General features: G+C 60.7%; 16 protein-coding genes. 7 read left to right on the plus strand and 9 right to left on the minus strand.

Translation table 11 applies throughout. The features are described 5' to 3' along the window. Nucleotides 1–12: 12 nt before the first annotated feature. From CK910_RS02360 to CK910_RS02380, 5 genes are all read right to left on the minus strand, one after another. Nucleotides 13–231 carry a DUF6500 family protein gene (locus tag CK910_RS02360; RefSeq protein WP_042868861.1) on the minus strand — a complete coding sequence of 73 codons (219 nt, stop codon included), beginning with the start codon at nucleotides 229–231 and terminating at the stop codon, nucleotides 13–15. 13 nt (nucleotides 232–244) lie between these two features. Next, on the minus strand, nucleotides 245–1258 hold the full coding sequence (locus CK910_RS02365) for a CobW family GTP-binding protein (RefSeq protein WP_098980874.1): 1014 nt from the start codon (nucleotides 1256–1258) through the stop codon (nucleotides 245–247). Nucleotides 1259–1384: 126 nt separating this feature from the next. Further along, nucleotides 1385–1582 carry a YbdD/YjiX family protein gene (locus CK910_RS02370; RefSeq protein ID WP_025325546.1) on the minus strand — a complete coding sequence of 66 codons (198 nt, stop codon included), beginning with the start codon at nucleotides 1580–1582 and terminating at the stop codon, nucleotides 1385–1387. Between the two features lie 59 nt (nucleotides 1583–1641). After that, nucleotides 1642–3777, minus strand: coding sequence for a pyruvate/proton symporter CstA (cstA, locus tag CK910_RS02375; RefSeq protein ID WP_216640173.1), 2136 nt, complete (start codon nucleotides 3775–3777; stop codon nucleotides 1642–1644). Nucleotides 3778–4028: 251 nt separating this feature from the next. Next, on the minus strand, nucleotides 4029–4934 hold the full coding sequence (locus CK910_RS02380; RefSeq protein ID WP_172955210.1) for a 1,4-dihydroxy-2-naphthoate polyprenyltransferase: 906 nt from the start codon (nucleotides 4932–4934) through the stop codon (nucleotides 4029–4031). 207 nt (nucleotides 4935–5141) lie between these two features. Between CK910_RS02380 and CK910_RS02385 the strand changes: the two genes are divergently transcribed. The 7 genes from CK910_RS02385 (at nucleotide 5142) to CK910_RS02415 (ending at nucleotide 13877) form a co-directional block, all read left to right on the plus strand. Further along, a complete protein-coding gene (locus CK910_RS02385; RefSeq protein ID WP_098980876.1) occupies nucleotides 5142–6461 on the plus strand; it encodes an isochorismate synthase in 1320 nt (439 codons plus the stop codon). Between the two features lie 50 nt (nucleotides 6462–6511). After that, nucleotides 6512–8230, plus strand: coding sequence for a 2-succinyl-5-enolpyruvyl-6-hydroxy-3-cyclohexene-1-carboxylic-acid synthase (menD, locus tag CK910_RS02390; RefSeq protein ID WP_172955416.1), 1719 nt, complete (start codon nucleotides 6512–6514; stop codon nucleotides 8228–8230). Further along, complete coding sequence (gene menH / locus CK910_RS02395) at nucleotides 8220–8987, plus strand: 2-succinyl-6-hydroxy-2,4-cyclohexadiene-1-carboxylate synthase (RefSeq protein ID WP_098980878.1); 768 nt, start codon at nucleotides 8220–8222, stop codon at nucleotides 8985–8987. The genes menD and menH overlap by 11 nt, the downstream gene beginning before the upstream one ends. Nucleotides 8988–9145: 158 nt before the next feature. Then, complete coding sequence (gene menB, locus CK910_RS02400) at nucleotides 9146–10006, plus strand: 1,4-dihydroxy-2-naphthoyl-CoA synthase (RefSeq protein ID WP_098980879.1); 861 nt, start codon at nucleotides 9146–9148, stop codon at nucleotides 10004–10006. After that, a complete protein-coding gene (menC, locus tag CK910_RS02405; protein ID WP_098980880.1) occupies nucleotides 10006–10935 on the plus strand; it encodes an o-succinylbenzoate synthase in 930 nt (309 codons plus the stop codon). The genes menB and menC overlap by 1 nt, the downstream gene beginning before the upstream one ends. 10 nt (nucleotides 10936–10945) lie before the next feature. Beyond that, nucleotides 10946–12352, plus strand: a complete 1407-nt coding sequence (locus CK910_RS02410; protein WP_098980881.1) for an AMP-binding protein — start codon at nucleotides 10946–10948, stop codon at nucleotides 12350–12352. 301 nt (nucleotides 12353–12653) lie between these two features. Beyond that, the gene (locus tag CK910_RS02415; protein WP_098980882.1) at nucleotides 12654–13877 is read left to right on the plus strand and encodes a winged helix-turn-helix domain-containing protein; all 1224 of its coding nucleotides are present in this window, start codon (nucleotides 12654–12656) and stop codon (nucleotides 13875–13877) included. A 2-nt stretch (nucleotides 13878–13879) separates the two neighbouring features. Here the strand turns inward: CK910_RS02415 and CK910_RS02420 are convergent, their stop codons facing one another. The 4 genes from CK910_RS02420 to CK910_RS02435 are packed head-to-tail and all read right to left on the minus strand — an operon-like array spanning nucleotide 13880 to nucleotide 18735. After that, nucleotides 13880–14419, minus strand: a complete 540-nt coding sequence (locus CK910_RS02420; protein WP_098980883.1) for a fimbrial protein — start codon at nucleotides 14417–14419, stop codon at nucleotides 13880–13882. An 8-nt stretch (nucleotides 14420–14427) separates the two neighbouring features. Then, nucleotides 14428–15456, minus strand: a complete 1029-nt coding sequence (locus CK910_RS02425; protein WP_098980884.1) for a fimbrial protein — start codon at nucleotides 15454–15456, stop codon at nucleotides 14428–14430. A gap of 2 nt (nucleotides 15457–15458) precedes the next feature. Further along, on the minus strand, nucleotides 15459–16190 hold the full coding sequence (locus tag CK910_RS02430; RefSeq protein WP_098980885.1) for a fimbrial biogenesis chaperone: 732 nt from the start codon (nucleotides 16188–16190) through the stop codon (nucleotides 15459–15461). Nucleotides 16191–16200: 10 nt separating this feature from the next. Beyond that, the gene (locus CK910_RS02435) at nucleotides 16201–18735 is read right to left on the minus strand and encodes a fimbria/pilus outer membrane usher protein (protein ID WP_098980886.1); all 2535 of its coding nucleotides are present in this window, start codon (nucleotides 18733–18735) and stop codon (nucleotides 16201–16203) included. Nucleotides 18736–18740 lie beyond the last annotated feature (5 nt).

Genomic DNA, 18740 nt, shown 5'->3' on the forward strand with positions numbered 1-18740 from the left:
CATTCTCCCCTATTATTCCATCGCCTCGACCAGCGCTATGATCTTCCGCGCCTTCTCGAAATGGTCGAGCCTCTGGGTCTGGATCCACCAGGTCGCCGCCTCCATCAACAACTCGGGGTCGTCATTGCGGTTGGCAAAAAACGCATAGAAGGAGACACCTACCGCCTCCCCCTTCTGCGCAATCTTCTGGTGGCAGACCTGGATGATTTTCTTTTTCAATGATCCGCGCATGTGCTTTTCTCCCTCATGCTTGCGTCCGGGCAAACCCCTCCCGCAGTGCCTCGACGGGCAGGTAGCGGCCGATGATCACCAGCCGAGATTGAGGAGGCGTCTCCTCCCAGGGAGAGCCGTAATCGAACCCCGCCACCCTGTGTACCCCCTGCACTATCAGGCGGCGCGATTCGCCCGCGATGGCCAGCACCCCCTTGTAGCGCAGCATGTCATTGCCATGCAACTCGATGCACTGCTCCATGAAGGCGCCGATTTGCTTCAAATCCAGCTCGCCCCCCTCGAACAGCTGGGCCGAGATGGCATCCTGCCAGGAGCGCGGCCGGGCCGAAAGCGGGCGAAACGCCTCGAAGCCCTGGCGTCCGGCCCGCACTATGTTGAGGCCCGGGCTCAGGCTCAGCTCATCGCTCAGGCTGAAGGCATCCAGATCCAGCCAGCACTCGGCCGGGCACTCCCCCTGCACTATGTCGAGGATCTGCGCCCTGGGATTGATGCCGTGGACTCGCGCTATGGCCGCCTCCCGCGTCGCCCCGTCCACCCGGTCTGTCTTGGTGAGCAGGATGCGATCGGCAAAACCTATCTGGGCCGCCGCCACCGGATGCTCGTCCAGCTGGCGGCCTATGTGTTCACAATCGACCAGGGTGATGACGGCATCCAGGCGCAAGGCATCGCGCAACTCTTCTTCGACAAAGAAGGTCTGGATGATGGGGGCCGGATCGGCGAGCCCCGTGGTCTCGACGATCAGCCGCTCGAACCTCAGCTCCCCCGCCGCCCGTCGGGCCAGCAGGTCGCTCAGCGCTGCCCGAAACTCACCGCGCACGCTGCAGCAGACGCAGCCGTTGCTGAGCTCCACCACGCTTATCCCCTCACCTCCCTCCAGCAGGGCGCCGTCTATGTTGGCGGCGCCGAACTCGTTCTCCAGGATGGCCACGGAGGCGTCGGCGTGGTGGCGCAGAAAGTGGTTGAGCAGCGTGGTCTTGCCGGCGCCGAGAAAACCGGTCAGCAGGGTGACCGCTACAGCATTCGTCATGATGGGAGTCCTGTGGTGAGGGGGCTAGTCGCACTGTCCGCTATATCCGGCCAGAGCCGAGAAAACCGTTCAATCAAGGATGACCGCGACAGCATGCGTCATGGTGGAAGTCCTGTGACGTGAAACCTAACAGCAGCGCCCGCCATTCTTGCCGCCGTAGCGGGCATCCTGGCGTTCGCGAAAGAACTCGTCGTGGCTCATGGGGGTCTGCTCGGGATGAGTCAGCCGCATGTGCTGCACGTAGTTGTCGTAATCGGGCACACCCACCATGAGTCTGGCGGTCTGCCCCAGATACTTGCCCGCCTTGGCCAGGGTATCGAACATGCAAACTCCTTAAAGGCCGTCGATGAAGAGCCGGCACCCGCGGGTGCCGGCCTGCTGACTTACTTGAGGCTGGGGGCCAGCTCGCCGTCGTCAGCATCGTCGTCAGACTTGGGCCGGGTTGCGCCCGGTTGTTTCGGCATAGCCTGATACGGTGTCTCGTTGGCGGTCGGCTGCGGATTTTTCAGCGCCTTGAGGGCCGTCTTCAGGGAGAAGCCGGCCAGCACCACCACCACCAGCATGAAGAACACCGTCAGCCCTGCATCCAGCCGGTTGTTGAACACCAGCTGGGCCAGCTGGGATTCGGTGTACTGGGCCGGGATTGTGCCACTGTCGATCATGGCCTGGAACTTGTTGGCTATGGCCAGGAAGCCGAGCTTGGGATTGTCGCTGAAGGTCTTCTCCCAACCCGCAGACAGGGTGCAGATCAGCAGCCAGCTGGTGGGCAGCAGCGCCACCCAGGCATAGGCCTGACGCTTCATCTTGAACAGCACCACGGCGCAGAGCATCAGCGCCATGCCCGCCAGCATCTGGTTGGCTATGCCAAACAGCGGCCACAGGGTGTTGATGCCGCCGAGGGGATCCACCACCCCCTGATGCAGGAAGTAACCCCAGGCCAGCACGCACAGGGCGGTGGCGAGCAGGTTGGCCGGCAGGGAGTCGGTGCGCTTGAGGGAGGGGGAGATGACCCCCAGCAGATCTTGCAACATGAAGCGCGCCGCCCGGGTCCCCGCATCCACGGCGGTGAGGATGAACAGGGCCTCGAACAGGATGGCGAAGTGATACCAGAAGGCGACGTTCATCAGGCCGCCGAGGGCACCGTGCAGTATGTAGGCCATGCCGACCGCCAGGGTCGGGGCACCGCCGGCACGGGAGATGATGCTCTGCTCACCTACCTCGCTGGCGATGCGGGTCAGGGTCTCGGGGGTGATCTGGAAGCCCCAGTTGCTCACCACGGCGGCGGCGGAGACCACAACGTCTGTGGTGCCTGCCGGCGCCAGCACAGCCATGGGGCTGTTCATGGCGAAGTAGACACCCGGATCTATGACGCAGGCGGCCACCAGCGCCATGATGGCGACGAAGGACTCCATCAGCATGCCGCCGTAACCGATGAAGCAGGCCTGATCCTCGTTGGCCAGCATCTTGGGGGTGGTGCCGGACGAGATGAGCGCGTGGAAGCCTGAAACGGCACCACAGGCGATGGTGATGAACAGGAAGGGGAAGAGATCCCCGGCCCAGACCGGACCTGTGCCGTCGATGAACTGGGTCAGCGCCGGCATCTGCAGGGTCGGCTGGGTCACCAGTATGCCGATGGCGAGGCCCACTATGGTACCGATCTTGAGGAAGGTGGAGAGGTAATCACGGGGTGCCAGCAGCAGCCAGACCGGCAGCACGGAGGCGACGAAGCCATAGCCCACCAGCATCCAGGTCAGCTGCACGCCGTCGAAGTCGAAATAGGGTGCCCAGGTCTCGCTCTCGGCCACCCAGCCACCGGAGATGATGGCAAAAATCAGGCACACCAAACCGATCACAGACACCTCGCCGATGCGGCCCGGCCTCAGGTAGCGGATGTAGATCCCCATGAAGATGGCGAGCGGTATGGTGAAGGCCACAGTGTAGGTACCCCATGGGCTGTGGGCGAGCGCCTTGACCACTATCATCGCCAACACCGCCAGTATGATCACCATGATCATGAAGGTGGCGACCAGGGCGATGACACCCGCCGTGGGCCCCATCTCAGCCCTGACCAGCTCACCGAGGGAGCGGCCATCCCGACGGGTGGAGACGAACAGCACCATGAAGTCCTGCACCGCCCCCGCCAGCACCACCCCGGCCAGCAGCCAGAGCATGCCGGGCAGATAACCCATCTGGGCCGCCAGCACGGGACCGACCAGGGGGCCGGCGCCGGCGATGGCGGCGAAATGGTGGCCAAACAAGACCTTCTTGTCGGTCGGCACATAGTCCAGACCGTCGTTGTGACGCACCGCCGGTGTCATGCGCGTGCTGTCGACCGCCAGCACGCGCTTGGCAATAAACAGGCCGTAATAGCGATAGGCAATCAGATAGACGCACACAGCCACGACCACGATCCAGAGTGCGTTTATCTGTTCGCCCCGGTTGAGGGCGATATAGCCGAGCGAACTGGCGCCCACCAGCGCCATCAGCCCCCATCCCAGGTGTTTCCCTAACTTGTCCATCAGTCTGCTCCCGCCATCGATTTTTACATGTGCAACCAGATACGGTTACATCTCTATAGCAATCGCTCTGGCGCTACAATCGGGGCCCGTCACAACTCAACTCGCTGGTCGGAGAATTTCTCAATATTGCCGACCGGATCACGGCTGTTTGGGGAATGGCGATCTTGATGAGACTGAAATGATTGGAAAAACCGGCGGGGATGCCCACAAAAAAGGCCCCTGTTCGGAGCCTTTCATGCATCATCATCCCATCAGGAGAGTGCCAGCCCGATGGATAGCAGCAGGCTGAACAGGAAGGCGCTGATGGCGGTCTTCTTGAGGGCGCCGGTCAGCACCTCGCCATCGAAACTCGTGCGCAATGTCTTGGCGGCGTCCGTGAGCGGCTTCATGGCAGGCAGGAAGATCCAGGGCCAGAAGCTGGCGGGCTGGGTCAGCAGGAAGGCGATGGTACTGATCAGCGCCGCCCCCAGCAACAGCCAGTGATAGGCGATGGCGCGGTTGCGACCGAGCCGCACCGCCAGGGTGATCTTGCCGCTGACCGCGTCCGTCTCTATGTCCCGCACGTTGTTGATGTTGAGCACGGCGGTCGCCAGCAGGCCGCAGGCGGTGGCCGGCAGCAGCAGATCCCACTGCAGCGTCTTGGTGAACAGGTAGTAAGAGCCGAGCACCCCCAGCAGACCGAAGAACAGGAACACCGAGATATCGCCGAACCCGCGGTAGCCGTAAGGGGTCTTGCCCACCGTGTAGGTGATTGCCGCGACTATGGCCGCGCCGCCCAGCACCACGAAGGTGAAGATCTGCAGCCACTGATCGCCGAAGGCACAGCCCAGCAGGGCGAGGCCGCTCACCACGGCGGCCAGGGCGGTCAACGCCATGGCCATGCACATCTGCTTTTGGGTGATGAGACCCGAGACCACGGCGCGCTGGGGACCGATCCGTTCGCCATTGTCGGCACCGGAGACTGCATCCCCGTAATCGTTGGCCAGGTTGGAGAGGATCTGCAGCAGTATGGCGGTCAGCAGGGAGAGCACCATGATAGTGCCATCGAAGGCGCCACGGCTGGCCGCCAGCCCGGATCCCAGCAAGATGGAGGAGCACGCGAGCGGCAGTGTTCGCAAACGCGCCGCCAGCAACCAGATAGAGAAGGTATTTGTCATATTGTGATGGCCAAACAATCAGATATTGATCGTGTTAAGGGTTATCGAACCGGATTTCGGTATACTTGGCCCCTCGGGAGTCAGCTCCCCGGGCGATTTACATGGACGAATGGGCAGATAATATATAGGAATAATCGCTCCTTTGGCATAAACCAACGGCATCCTTCTGCAGGATTGACCGTCACTATCGGCTCATAGACGAAATCCATGTTGGCTCAGACCCATATCAAGCAACAACTGGACGCCCTGCGTCACGGCAACGCCAGCGGCTTCGTGCGGCTGCGCGTGGCAATCGAGGTCGACTCCTTCTTGGGCTGGCTCGCGGCGCAGACCCTCTACCCCCGTATCTATTGGCATGCCAGAGGGCACGACAAGCCCGAATACGTGGCGCTGGGCTGCATTCGCGAGCTGACCCGGCCGCAGGACATACAGCAAGTCTGCGCGCACACGGGCCAGCCCCACGACGACAGTCCGCGCTACTACGGCGGACTGGCGTTCGATCCCGCTCAGCCCGGCTGGCAGGGTTTTGGCCCCTGCCGCTTCGTGCTGCCCCGCATCGAGCTGGTGCGCAGAGGCGAGTGTGTCAGCCTCTGCCTCAATCTCTGGCTGACCGACGGCAATCTGGATGCCGAGCTGCAGGCGGCCGAGGCGGCCCTCGCGGCCCTGCAACCGGAGGCGACCCTGCCTGCGTTGCAACCCCACAGCTGGCAGCGCCAGGATTGCCCGGGCCCAGCCCAGTGGCAGACGCTGGTCGAGCGGGTGACGGCGCCCGATTTTCAGGCGCACACCCCCAAGGTGGTGCTGTCGCGGGAGAGCCTGCTCTCCCGCCCGCGGCACGATGATGACCTCTGCCCCTGGTCCCTGCTGGCGCAGTGGGCACAGCACGCCCAGGACTGCTTCCACTTCGGCTTTCAGTTTTCCCCCGAGCAGAGCTTCATCTCCTGCTCCCCCGAGCGGCTCTACCGCCGGGAAGGGAGCCACCTCTTCACCGAGGCGCTGGCGGGCACCATACGCCGCTCCGGCGACGAGGCGACCGACGCGGCCCTGGCCGCAGAGTTGCTGGCCGACAGCAAGAACCGGCTGGAGAACCGGCTGGTGCACGCCGACATCCTCAGCCGGCTGGCACCGCTCACCACGGGCGCCAGCCTGACCGAGCCGCGCATTCTGAAACTGCGGCTGCTGCAACACCTCAAGTGCGACATAGAGGCCGAACTCAGCCCCGGGGTCTGTGACTGGCAACTGCTGGACGCCCTGCACCCCACCCCAGCGGTGGGCGGCGCCCCGCGCGAAGCCGCACTGGCCTTTATCCGCGAATGTGAACCCTACCAGCGCGGCTGGTATGCGGGGGCCTGCGGCATGCTGAGCCGGGAGACCTCGGAATTCTCGGTCGCCATCCGCAGCGCCCGCGTCACGGCGCAGACCATCACACTGTTCGCCGGTGCCGGCATAGTGGCGGGATCCGAGCCCGCCGCCGAGTGGGCCGAACTCGACAACAAGATCGCCAACGTGCTCTCCCTGCTGGGATAGCGTTTTCCCATCGACCCTCATTCAGCGAGAGCCCCATGTTTGCGAGCCCCGTGTTTGCCAGTCAACATGCCACCTTCAATCACGTCTGGTCTTCCCTCTTGCTGGAAGAGCTCCATCGCCTCGGCGTGCGGGACATAGCGCTGGCCTCGGGCTCACGTTCGGCGCCGCTCACCATGGCTGCCGCCGCCCACCCAGGTTTTCGTCGCCACCTCCATTTTGACGAGCGGGGCTTGGGGTTCATGGCGCTGGGGCTGGCCAAGGGTAGCGGCCGACCGGTGGCGGTGATCATGACCTCGGGCACGGCGGTGGCCAACCTCTGGCCGGCGGTGGCGGAAGCCCAGCTGACCGGTGTGCCGCTCATCATTCTTTCGGCCGATCGCCCGCCTGAGCTTATCGACAACGGCGCCAACCAGGCGATCGATCAGCAGGGGATCTTCGGTCGCTACCCCGTCTATCAGCAGAACCTGCCGAGCCCCACCCCGACCATACCGGCGGCCTTCGTGCTGAGTTCGGTGGATCAGGCGCTGGCCCAGCAGGCGCTGACGCCGGGGCCTGTGCACTTCAACTGCATGTACCCGGAACCGCTCTACCCCGGCGACGCATATCAAGACTTCAGCGACTACCTGGCCCCCCTCGGTGACTGGCTCCATTCCAGCGAACCCTGGAGCCCCTGGCAGCAGAACGAGCAGATCTGCCCCCGCCAGCCGGATTGGGCGGCCTTGCAGGGCAAGCGTGGCGTCATAGTCGCGGGCCGCATCCAGGATCCCGCCCAGGCGCAGCTGGTGGCCGAGCTGGCCGAGCGCCTCGGCTGGCCGCTGCTGGCGGATCTGCAGAGCCAGATCCGCTTCGATGCCCGCAACCTCATCCACATGGATCTCGCCCTGCAGAACAGCTGCTTCGTGGCCGAGCTGGCTCGCGCCGAAGTGCTGCTGCAATTCGGTGCCCGCCTCATCTCCAAGCGGCTCGGCCAGTTCATCAAGCAGCACCCCTGGCAGGATTACTGGCTGGTGGATCCGCAGCCGGCGCGGCTCGACCCCGATTACCGGCTGCGCCGCCGTCTGGTGTGCGAGCCCGCCGCCTTCGCCGCGACCCACAAGGTGAGCACTCGCCACCTGCCCTGGCACCGGCTGGCAGAGCGCCAGCAGAGCGCCACCCGCCAGATCCGCAGCGCCTGCGATCGCTTCTCCGAGCTCGGCGTCTGCCATCGGCTGGGCTCCCTCATTCAAGGCCAGCTGTTCGTCGGCAACAGCATGCCGGCCCGGCTGATGGACATGCTCGGCGAAGCGGGCAAGGGACCGAGTCGGGTGATGACCAACCGCGGCGCCTCCGGCATCGACGGCCTGATCGCCAGCGCCTATGGCTTCGCCCAGTCGAGCGAGCAGACGACGACCCTGCTGATCGGCGATCTCAGCGCCCTGCACGATCTCAACAGCCTGGCCCTGCTCGGCAAATCGAGCCGGCCGCTGGTGGTGATCCTGCTCAACAACGACGGCGGCAGCATCTTTCGCATGTTGCCTGTGCCCATCGGCGATCGGCTGCTGGAGACCTACTACTGCCTGCCCCACGGTCTGCACTTCGAGCATGCCGCCGCCATGTTCGGCCTCCACTATCGGGCACCAACCACGCTGGCTGAATTCGAGCAGGCCTACGGCGCAGCCCTGACAAACCCTGCGTTGGAAAAGAAAGTAACCCTGATTGAAATCAAGGTACCGAGCAGCGAGGTGGCCGAAGATCTGAAAGCCTTGGGAACCCTTATCCGTGGCATCTAGCACTGACCAGCCAACCCTGGTGCTGCTGCACGGTCTGCTCGGCGATGCCAACGACTGGCAGCCGGTGATCGAAGCCTTGCCTGGGATGGATTGCCATGGACTGGATCTGCCGGGCCACGGCCACAACCAGCATCTGCGGCTGAGCGGCTTCGAAGAAGCCCATGAGTGGCTCTGTAATGCGCTCAAGGCACTCGGCATCGAGCAGTACCGACTGGCCGGCTATTCGCTGGGCGGGCGGCTCGCCCTCTATCACGCCAGCCGATCCCCCGCCGGATTGCAGGCCCTGCTGCTGGAAAACTGCCATCCCGGCCTGCCGCTGGCCGAGCGGGCCGCTCGCATCGAACACGACGAGCGCTGGGCCCGGCGCTTCGAGCGCGAACCGCTGACAGAAGTGCTGGCCGACTGGTATCGGCAAGGGGTGTTCGCCGATCTCGACGAGGCGGCCCGCGCCCGCCAGATAGCTCGCCGCCTTGGCAACGAGGGCAGAGCCGTCGCTAGCATGCTGCGCGCCACCTCGCTGGGCCAGCAGCCGGATCTCGCCCCCTGGCTAAGAGCAGAACCGCTGGCCGGTACCCGCTTGCCGGTGACCTGGCTCTCCGGCAGCCGGGATCACAAATTCCATCAGCTGGCTTGCCAGTTGGTGAAGCAGGGCTGCAATATCAATCACTTGACCCTGGATGGCGGCCACAATCTGCACGCCAGCCAGCCCGAGACGTTTGCCCAACTCCTGCGGGAGTGGGTTGTGAACACGCCATAAAACGGCATGACACCCTTTACCTGAGCCGGCGTTGCGGGCTTATCACCAACAAGAAAAAGAGAGTGCGCATGATTGAAGCAATGACGGAAGCGGAGCTGTACGCACCTGTTTCGGATGACGCGATTGCTCACTGTGCACTACAACAGAAGGAAAAATAGATGATTGAGGCAATGACGGAAGCAGAACTGTATGCACCGATAGAGTGGCGCGATTGCTCCACCGGTTACGAGGACATCCTCTATCACAAGTCCGACGATGGCATTGCCAAGATCACCATCAATCGTCCCCAGGTGCGCAACGCCTTCCGTCCCCGCACCGTCAAAGAGATGCTGCAGGCGCTGGCCGATGCCCGCTATGACGACCATATCGGCACCATCATACTCACCGGCTTCGGCGAGAAGGCGTTCTGCGCCGGTGGCGACCAGAAGATCCGGGGCGACTACGGCGGATACCAGGATGACGAAGGCACCCATCACCTCAACGTGCTCGACTTCCAGCGCGACATCCGCACCTGCCCGAAACCCGTGGTGGCCATGGTGGCCGGCTACGCGGTCGGTGGCGGCCACGTGCTGCACATGATGTGCGATCTGACCATAGCGGCGGACAACGCCCAGTTCGGCCAGACAGGCCCGAAAGTCGGCTCCTTCGACGGCGGCTGGGGCGCCTCCTACATGGCGCGCATCGTCGGCCAGAAGAAGGCTCGCGAGATCTGGTTCCTCTGCCGCATGTACGATGCCCAGCAAGCGCTCGACATGGGGCTGGTCAATACAGTCGTACCGCTGGCCGCGCTGGAGCGCGAAACCGTGCGCTGGTGCCGCGAGATGCTGCAGAACAGCCCGATGGCACTGCGTTGCCTGAAAGCGGCCCTCAACGCCGACTGCGACGGCCAGGCCGGCTTGCAGGAGCTGGCGGGGAATGCCACCATGCTGTTCTACATGACCGAAGAGGGTCAGGAAGGGCGCAACGCGTTCAACGAGAAACGCCGTCCCGACTTCTCCAAATACAAGCGGAATCCCTGATGAAACTCGCTCTCTATCGCTACCAACTGCCTTTTACCCAGCCCCTGACCTTTCACGGCAAGGTGGAGGTGGCGCGAGAGGGCCTGCTGGTTCGCATCGACAAGGGCTGGGGGGAGATAGCCCCCCTGCCCGGTTTCTCCAGAGAGACCCTGGCCGAGGCGCAAGCCGAAGCGCTCGCCTGTCTGGAGCAGCTGGCTCAGGGGCAGCCCATAGCGCCCCTGTTGCCCTCGGTGCAATTTGGTCTGGACTGTGCGCGGCGGGTCTGGCCCGAACAGACGGCCACCCTGCCCGAGCCCTATCCCCTCATTCAAGGCTCCCCCCAGGAGCTGCTCAAACACTGGAAGGACTGGCTGCATCAGACGCCCACCAAGGCCAAGCTGAAGGTGGCCCGTTATCCCATGCGCGACGAGCTGGCGCTGATCCGCCTGCTGTGCGATCGCATCCCCACCCTCAAGCTGGTGCTGGACGCCAACCAGGGCTGGACCCGTGAGGAGGCCTGGGCCTTCTGCGGTCACCTGGACTCGAACCGGATCGAGTATCTGGAAGACCCTTGCGCCAACTTTGACGATATCGCCTTCGTGGCAAACCGCACCGGCATGCCGGTGGCCATCGACGAGCTATTGGCACAGGGCAAGCCCTGGGAGCCCATCCCGCAGCTGAGAGCTCTGGTGCTCAAACCCATGCTGCTTGGCTCGCTGGCCAACAGCGAGGCCCTGGTCGCCCGCGCCCGCGAGCTGCGCCTGAAAGTGATCGTCTCCTCCTGCTTCGAGTCCGGGGTCGGCCTCGGCCAGCTCGCCCGTCTCGCGGGTGAGTGGGCGCCGGATCAGGCGCCGGGCCTGGACACCAAACGCTGGCTGGCAAGCGATCTGCTGGACAAGCAAGGCAAACCCGATCCTGGCCTGCTGGAGCCCCTGTTTCACCGTGACTGAAGGGGCCTTAATGCTGCCGACATCTGACCATCACTTCCCCCTGGAACCCTGCCCGGTGCGTTACTGGGCACATATATCTCCCCAGCGCATCGCCATCCACACAGACAAGCCCCTCAGCTATCAGCAGCTGGATGCACGGCTCAACAGCCTCTGCCGGCAGCTGGCGCTGGCTGGCCTGAAAGCCGGCGACCGGCTGGCTGCCGTGGTACGCGGCGCCCTGCCGGACGTCCTGCTGGCCTGGGCCTGCGTGCGCAGCGGCATCGTCTTCTGCCCGCTCAATCCCGCCTTTCCTGCGGCCAGACAGGCCGAACTGGCGCAGCAGCTGGACGTGGCCGCCGGCTGGTCGGCCGACGACATTCAGGCGGGAAGCGGGTGCCCACTGCGGCTGGATTTCGACACTGAACTGGCGGCGGCCGATCAGCCCTGGCCGCTCGCGCCTGCCCAGTTGAACAACATGATCCTCACCTCCGGCTCCAGCGGCACACCGAAAGCCGTGGTGCATCGCCTCGCCAACCACCTGGCCTCGGCACGGGGCTCGGCGTCTTTGATCCCGCTCGATGAAGAGTGCGGCTGGCTGCTCTCCCTGCCGCTGTTTCACGTCGGCGGCTACGCCATCCTGTTTAGGGTCTTTCTGGCAGGCGCCAGCCTGGTGCTCGACGATCGCAGTCAGCCCCTCAAGGCGCGCCTCGAACGCCAGCCCATCACCCACCTCTCGCTGGTGCCGACCCAGCTCTGGCGGCTGCTGGCAGAGGGCTTCGACCCAGCCCGCACCCGCTTGCGCGAGCTGCTGCTCGGCGGCGCCGCCATCCCCGAGCCGCTGGTGAGCCGCCTCAAGGCCATGGGGCTCACCCCCAAGGTGAGTTACGGCCTCTCCGAGATGGGCAGCCAGGTCTGCACCGGCCAGCCATCCGCCGCTGGCGTGGTTGGCAAACCGCTGCCGGGGCGGGAAGTCTGCATCCAGCAAGATGAGATCTGCGTGCGCGGTGACACCCTGTTTGCCGGTTATTTCAAGGCGGGCGTACTGGAGAGGCCGCTCGACGAGGCTGGCTGGTTTCACACCCGCGACAAGGGGCATATCACCGCCGACGGCGAGCTGGTGGTGGAGGGGCGGATCGACAATCTGTTCATCTCGGGGGGCGAGAACATACAGCCCGAAACCATAGAGCAGCGGCTGGTGGATCATCCCGCCGTGGCGCAGGCACTGGTGGTGCCCATGCCGAGCGACGAGTGGGGGCAACGCCCCGCCGCCTTCATCGACTGGCATGGCGAGCCTGTGCCCTATCCGGAGCTGGCCGCCTGGATCCGCGCCACCCTGCCCGGCTTCATGGTGCCCGACCTCTGGCAACCCTGGCCCGACATGGGCGGGGCGCTCAAGCCACAGCGAAAGCTGCATCAGCCATCTATCTTCAAGCAATAAGGCGTCATACGACAGTTTCCGACACGGCAGGAGCCGTCTGTATGCACCTTATTCAAGAGAAACCCCGCTCAAGGCCAACATTATCCCTCCGTCGTCATCCTGAGTGAGAACGATTACATCATTGGTCATCTTTTTGAGCATTTTTTGAACCAAATTAATCGACTGTAGTACCATGTCCCTCGCCCAGTATCTCGATGGAAATATAATCGATTGATAGTAAAGGAAATTGTTAATTTGGCGTTATTTGAACAACTGCGACATGGTGGTAAAATGCACTCCTTGGCAGTAAGGCGAGTCACACATGAGTAACAAAATTTATAAAATTGCAGAGGAGATATTTTTCTCCGCAGCAATATTCCGACTCTCTAAGGGAGAAAAGGACATCAAGCTCAGCAACAAAGAAGCCGAGCTGCTCGAAATGCTGTGTGATGAGGCAGGCAGTGTCATTCCCAGAAACATACTGCAGGAAGCCTTGTGGCCAAATCAGGATAATACCGACACCAACCTTAATCGACAGATCCTCTCCCTGAGGAGAAAACTGGAATCATTTGGCTTGCTGAACTCAATTGATACCATCCCCAGGGTAGGTTATATCTTCTGTGCACCCATTGAGGTCATTGGTGAGGCCGAAAATACGGAGGAAAGGACAGAAACACCCGCAGCCTCACCGCGGGCCAGACGACAATATTCTCGCAGAAAATACGATCGCTATTTCAACCCGAAGCGCATCATGCTGCTTGCACTGCTGCTGATATCACTGACTGCACTGGCGCTGATCATATATAACTATGTCATGGCAAATACCCTGCGAACCATCAATCTCAGCCATGTTTCTCTCTACATGACCAGCGATACCGAAAGCGCCCTGAAATTGAAGATTGATACGCTGCTGCCACCGATAAAACGCATTCCTCATTATGCTGACGAGCAGGTATCCATTCTTGTCGGCAAGGAAGCCATCAGTTATTTTTCGATCGACAATAAAAACCAGCAACTATCGGAAAATATATTCATGCTGCGCAATGGCCACCCCATCGCCGAAGAGTTGCAGTGCGTGATCACGACCATGGCACAGCAGGGAAAAAATGTCTCCCACAATTATTACCACAATCCAGATACCACAGTCAGATACCACAGCAGCTGTCAGGCACCGGATAACTGGGTGGAGATGACCAGAAAGAACAAATTCATTGTCACCATGAACAGGGAAATTGTGGTGGCGACCGTAATCGCAACCGACGACAAGGCTCAAACGCTATTTAATCTGGATTCTGTCGGGGATATAGAGCGAGATGACGGCGATATTTCCATCGAAGTGAAAAATACCATAGTCAATTTTATTGACCAACAGGCGCTGACCAGCAATGGCATGGTGGCGACCCTGGTGGCGGCACTGACGCCCCCCAAGCAAACGGCACAATTCATTCAGCTGCCGGGCGGCATTTACCTCTCCAATTATCTGGGCGGCGTCATCACCTGGCCCAGTCTCGGCAATTCAAAGGTCGTTCAGCACAATGATCTCTGAGTCTATTCGTAAGCCACGATGAAATTGGCTACGGCGGTATAATCGCCGGGCTGGATCTGCTTGGCGGACAGTGCGTCCGGATGCCCTTCCACCCGGGCAGAGAATTGCAGTTCATTCTCCGTCGTACCGCCTAGCAGATAACCACGGGAGGGCGTCCCCAGGTTCAAGGGGGACTGAGTAACATCATACAGGCGGATGCCGGCGCCCTTGGCGGCGCCTGCCGAAAACGCCAGGCCGCCGCTGAGCTGGGTATCCTGCGAGCCGGTAAAGGTCACCTTGGCCATGCGGAAGATACCCGGCTTGCAGTTGGTCAGGCGGATGACAAAGGGCACCTGGACCCCACCCCCATTGGCATAGAGCTCCCTGACATCGACCACCCCCATATCGACCGACTGATCCGCCGATTCGGGGGCAATCACGCACGGTTGATCGATGATCCGGCCATGCAGGTTGAGCGCTCCACCCAAGAGTTCAAGATCGTCAGCCGCAGCACTGACCCATAAAGGGATAATGAGCAACCCGCAATAGACTAAGCGCAACATATCCCCTCCTACTGAAATGACGCAACGATCGTACCGGTTGCATAGAAATCACCCGCAGCGACCTCTGCACCGGCAGGGCTTATCGGGGCAGCAATAAAACCCCAGTCGCCGATATTTCCCTGCATGGAAACCGGATACCAATCATTCAGATTCAGTGTCGAGCCATCCAGCTGTTTGAATTTGATACCAAGATCCTTGATAACATCACCGCCTTTATATCCATCTCGCGTTGTTCTCAGATAGTTCTGGCTAAACGAGGTCGGTTTGCCAGAAATGGCGAGATTTATTTTCAGTGATGCTCCTTTGTCAAATACACCGCCACTGCACACAAAGTTAAGTGGTACTGTTTTTTCAAAGTTGTTGCCATCCAACCCGGAACCAGGCAAGTCACCAAACTCGACCTCAATCGTCTGCCCTCCATTGATAGTGCATTTTTCTGGCACATATAATACTGAGGACTTGATAACGATCCTGGACATGACATTATCGTTGAAGCCAGCCCCCCGGTTACCCAAGCGGCCAAACATCTCGACTATTTCATGGTCGGCGATTTGCACACCATTGATGATTGGTTTGCGAACGCGAAAGGTCACCTTTCCCTCGCTACCACTAGCGAAGTTAAAATCAGCATAACCCTTTTTCTTGTCGCAACTATATGAGAACGCATTATTAGACTCTTCATTGAAAGGAGCCGTAACATAGGCTTTACGCCCCCCCGCAATCCAGATATCGACCTTGAGGTCCAGAAACTCATTCAACTTTACATATCCACCACCGACACTGGGCAGACCCGCGCTCATCCTTGCTTGGTAATAGAAGGGTTGACTTTCAATATCTTTTTCTGGACAGTATGCCGTCCCCGGATAGGTCCCATTTAGATTCCACTTGAACTCTTTCTCTTTACCAGTCTCGTTAACGATGTCTTCCTTTTTAAGCTCAATATCATAGGTTTTTGTGTCGGCCCTGACTTCACCATTGATAGCCAATGCGGGCATAGACAACAGCATGATACCGAGTACACCGGTACGCAATATCATCTTTATCTCTCCTTCACGGCTTTACAGGCATTGCCTGTGCACTGGTATTTGATATCCATATATCCGCCGTAGTCATTGACGTAGCTGATCACAAATTCATTGCCCAGGGTTTCCGGGATGGTGACCGTCTGCTCTGACTTGGGGGCAACCATAAAGGCGGAGAAACCCTTGATGGTGGTCCGCTCCTTGCCCTGCGGATGGCCGAGGCCCACGTAGGTGATGTAGTAAGGTGTCGGGTTGTTGACCTTGAGGGCCTTGCCCTGCTTGGTGATCAGCACCTGATCCTGCCAGATGGCGCCGCGCTCGGGCAGGATGGCCTCGGGGCGGTAGAACAGCTTGATCTTGGACTGCACCGCAATCTGCATCACGTTGCTCTTCTCGCTCTTGGGCGGGATCTCGCGCAGGTTGAAGTAGTAGATCGACTCGCGATCCTTGGGCAGGCTGTCGATGGCCGGCACGCTGGCGATGCGCACGATGGACTTCTGGTTGGCATCCACCCTTTGTACCGGCGGCAATATCACGAAGGGAGAAGATATCTTCTGTCCCTGGGTGTCTTCAATCCAGGCCTGCGCCAGGTAGGGCAGCTTCTGGTTCTCGTTCTTGATGTTGAGGCTGATGGATTTGGCACCGCCCGGATACACGACACGGGTACGATCCAGCACTATGGCAGCACTGACGTTGAGCGAGGTCATGCCCAGCACGGCCAGACAGGTATAAGAGAGCAGCTTTTTCATCGGTATCCCATTACTTGCAAGTGAGAGTCTTCATCGACAGATCGGTTACTTCTTGCGGCGCCACTATCTGGCACTGGCGAGCCCCGCCCCAGGAGAGTTCAAACGCTTCATTCGGTTTCACCCCGGTCAGATAGACCAGGCCATCCTCATCCACCACCGAGAGCACCCGACCGGAATCCTTGACGACTGTGGCACCAAACGGCGGTACTGAGCCATCGGGCAGTTTGACATTGGCCAGCAACTTGAACCCTTCGGCCATTTCGAAGGCATTATATCCAATTGCACCTTCGGTCAGGGTCCCCTGCTTGATGGCATTCATGGCATCTATGTCATCGCCCAGCTGGTCCACGTCTATCCGGGTGTCGCTCTTGCGATAGTCGGTCATGTCGCTGATCACAGCGACGCCAAAGCGGTTGGTCACGGCGCGGCCATTGTTGAAAGAGACGCCTGAGGTCTTGTCGGTGTCCACCATCATGCGGGTACCGCCGCGGCGAGTCGCCTGGTGCAGCGCCGCCCCATGCTCGGTCGCCGTCAGACCGCCGCGCAGGCTGGCTCCGACCGAGGTGTACTCGCTCTGCACGCTGTAGGCGTTGAGGCTGACGGCACCTACATCGCCGTTGTGGTTGTAGTAGCCGCGCGCCACGGCGTGGCCGTTGCTCTGTACCCCGGCCCCCAGCTGATAGGTATCATCCGGCCGGCTGTAATCCTGATAGGTGGCCAGATGGGTAACCTTGCCGTTGGAGGACTGCACGCTGTATCCCGCGCTCTTCCTGTCCCCAATCGGCATGCTCAGGGTCAGCATGACGCTCTTGTCATCCTCGTAGTTCTCGGTCTTGGTCTTGTAGGCCGATACATAGACGGAGACATCCTTGAAGCTGCCGATGTTTACGTTCTTGTTGATGGAGAGGCCGTAGCGGTCCTCGGCATCGTGAGCCCAATAAGTTCTGTGGGTGTAGTCCAGATAGATTGTCAGAGCCTTGGCCGTATCATCCGCCCAGAAGGTCTTGTTGGCAGTGATGGTATATAGCTCCTTGTCACCCCAGGTGTTGTAGTCATCGCTCGAGGTCGTATTGTTGTTCTCCAGCCGATCCTTGTTGCTCAAGAATTGCGACATGGTCATGAAGTTATGCTGGGAGAAGCGATAACCCGCGAAGGTGATGGCGCTGTTGTATTCATCGAACTGCTTGGCGTAGTTCACGCGCACCGACTGGCCAATCTTGGTGGACAGGCCCGGCAGCTTCGCAATGGACTGGGTCAGGTCGGCGGAGATGGCGCCGAAGGCATACAGGTCGCGACCTATACCCAGCCCCATGGAGTTGTACTCACCGGCGATCAGGCTGCCGCCGTAAAGTGACCAGGAGTTCGCCACCCCCCAGGAGAAATCGCCGGTGACAAAGGCCGGGCCATGCACGTCGTGGGCGGAATCCCCCAGCTCGGAGGGGGCACCGACGGCCAGATTGTATCTGACATAGCCGGGACGAGTCAGGTAGGGGACTGTCGCTGTGTCTACCTGGAACGAGCTGACGCTGCCATCCTGCTCTTCTACCCGCACATCGAGCCGACCGCGTACCGAGCTGTCCAGCCCCTGAATACGAAACGGGCCGGCTGGCACGTTGGTCTCATAAATGATGCGGCCGGACTGGGAAATGGTGACCTTGGCGTTGGTCTTGGCGATGCCGCTCACCTCGGGCGCATAACCCTGCAGGCTCGGCGGCAGCATGCGCTCGTCATTGGCCAGATTCACGCCCGTGTAGCGAAAGCCGTCGATCAGCTGGGAGTTGAGCTGCTGCTCGCCCACCGTCAGCTTGGCCGCCATGTCGGTCAAGGGGCGATAGGCATAGATACGATTCAGCTCGGCTGACGACCGCTCATCATCACCCCAATAAGAGCTGGCCTGATAGTCACCACGCAGGCGCCAGGCGCCATAGTTGGCCCCCAGGGTGCCATAGCTGCTGATATTGCTATTGGAATAGTCACTCCCTTCATTGACCTGGGCGTTGATGTTGTAATCCAGCATCAGACCGGTAATACCCACATCCCACTGCTCCGGTGGAATCCAGTTGGGGTCGCTGTATTTCATCCACGCCTGGGGCACGGCAATCCTGAGCAGGCCATTGCCGATGTCGTTCGAGATCACGACCCCGTCCAGAGCCAGCAGGTTGGCACACTGGCCATCGTGCCAGGTATCGATCTTGGCGATGGCCTCATCGGTCAGCGCCAGCTTGGGGATCACCTCTTGCGGCAGACAGGCAACCCCGCCTTTGCTCTTGCCGGCATTGGTCTCGTAGAAAGGGATCTTCTGCAGAGGCAGCTTGTTCTTGTTGACCTCGATCTCGAGGTAGTAGTCACCGGGCAGGATGTAGCCTTCGTCGGCAAACTGGGAGAGGTCGATCTTGGTCCGTTCGTCCAGATCGAGCGCATCAATATTAAACTCCGTTTCTGCCCATGCGTGGTTTGCCACCGCCATCAGGCCGGGCACGCATAGCATAAAAGCCATTTTTGAATAATGTTTTTTTCTTGCAGAGTTTGATGTTGAAACGCTCATAAATT

It is taken from the genome of Aeromonas sp. CA23 (assembly GCF_002587065.1).
Taxonomy (GTDB): domain Bacteria; phylum Pseudomonadota; class Gammaproteobacteria; order Enterobacterales; family Aeromonadaceae; genus Aeromonas; species Aeromonas bestiarum.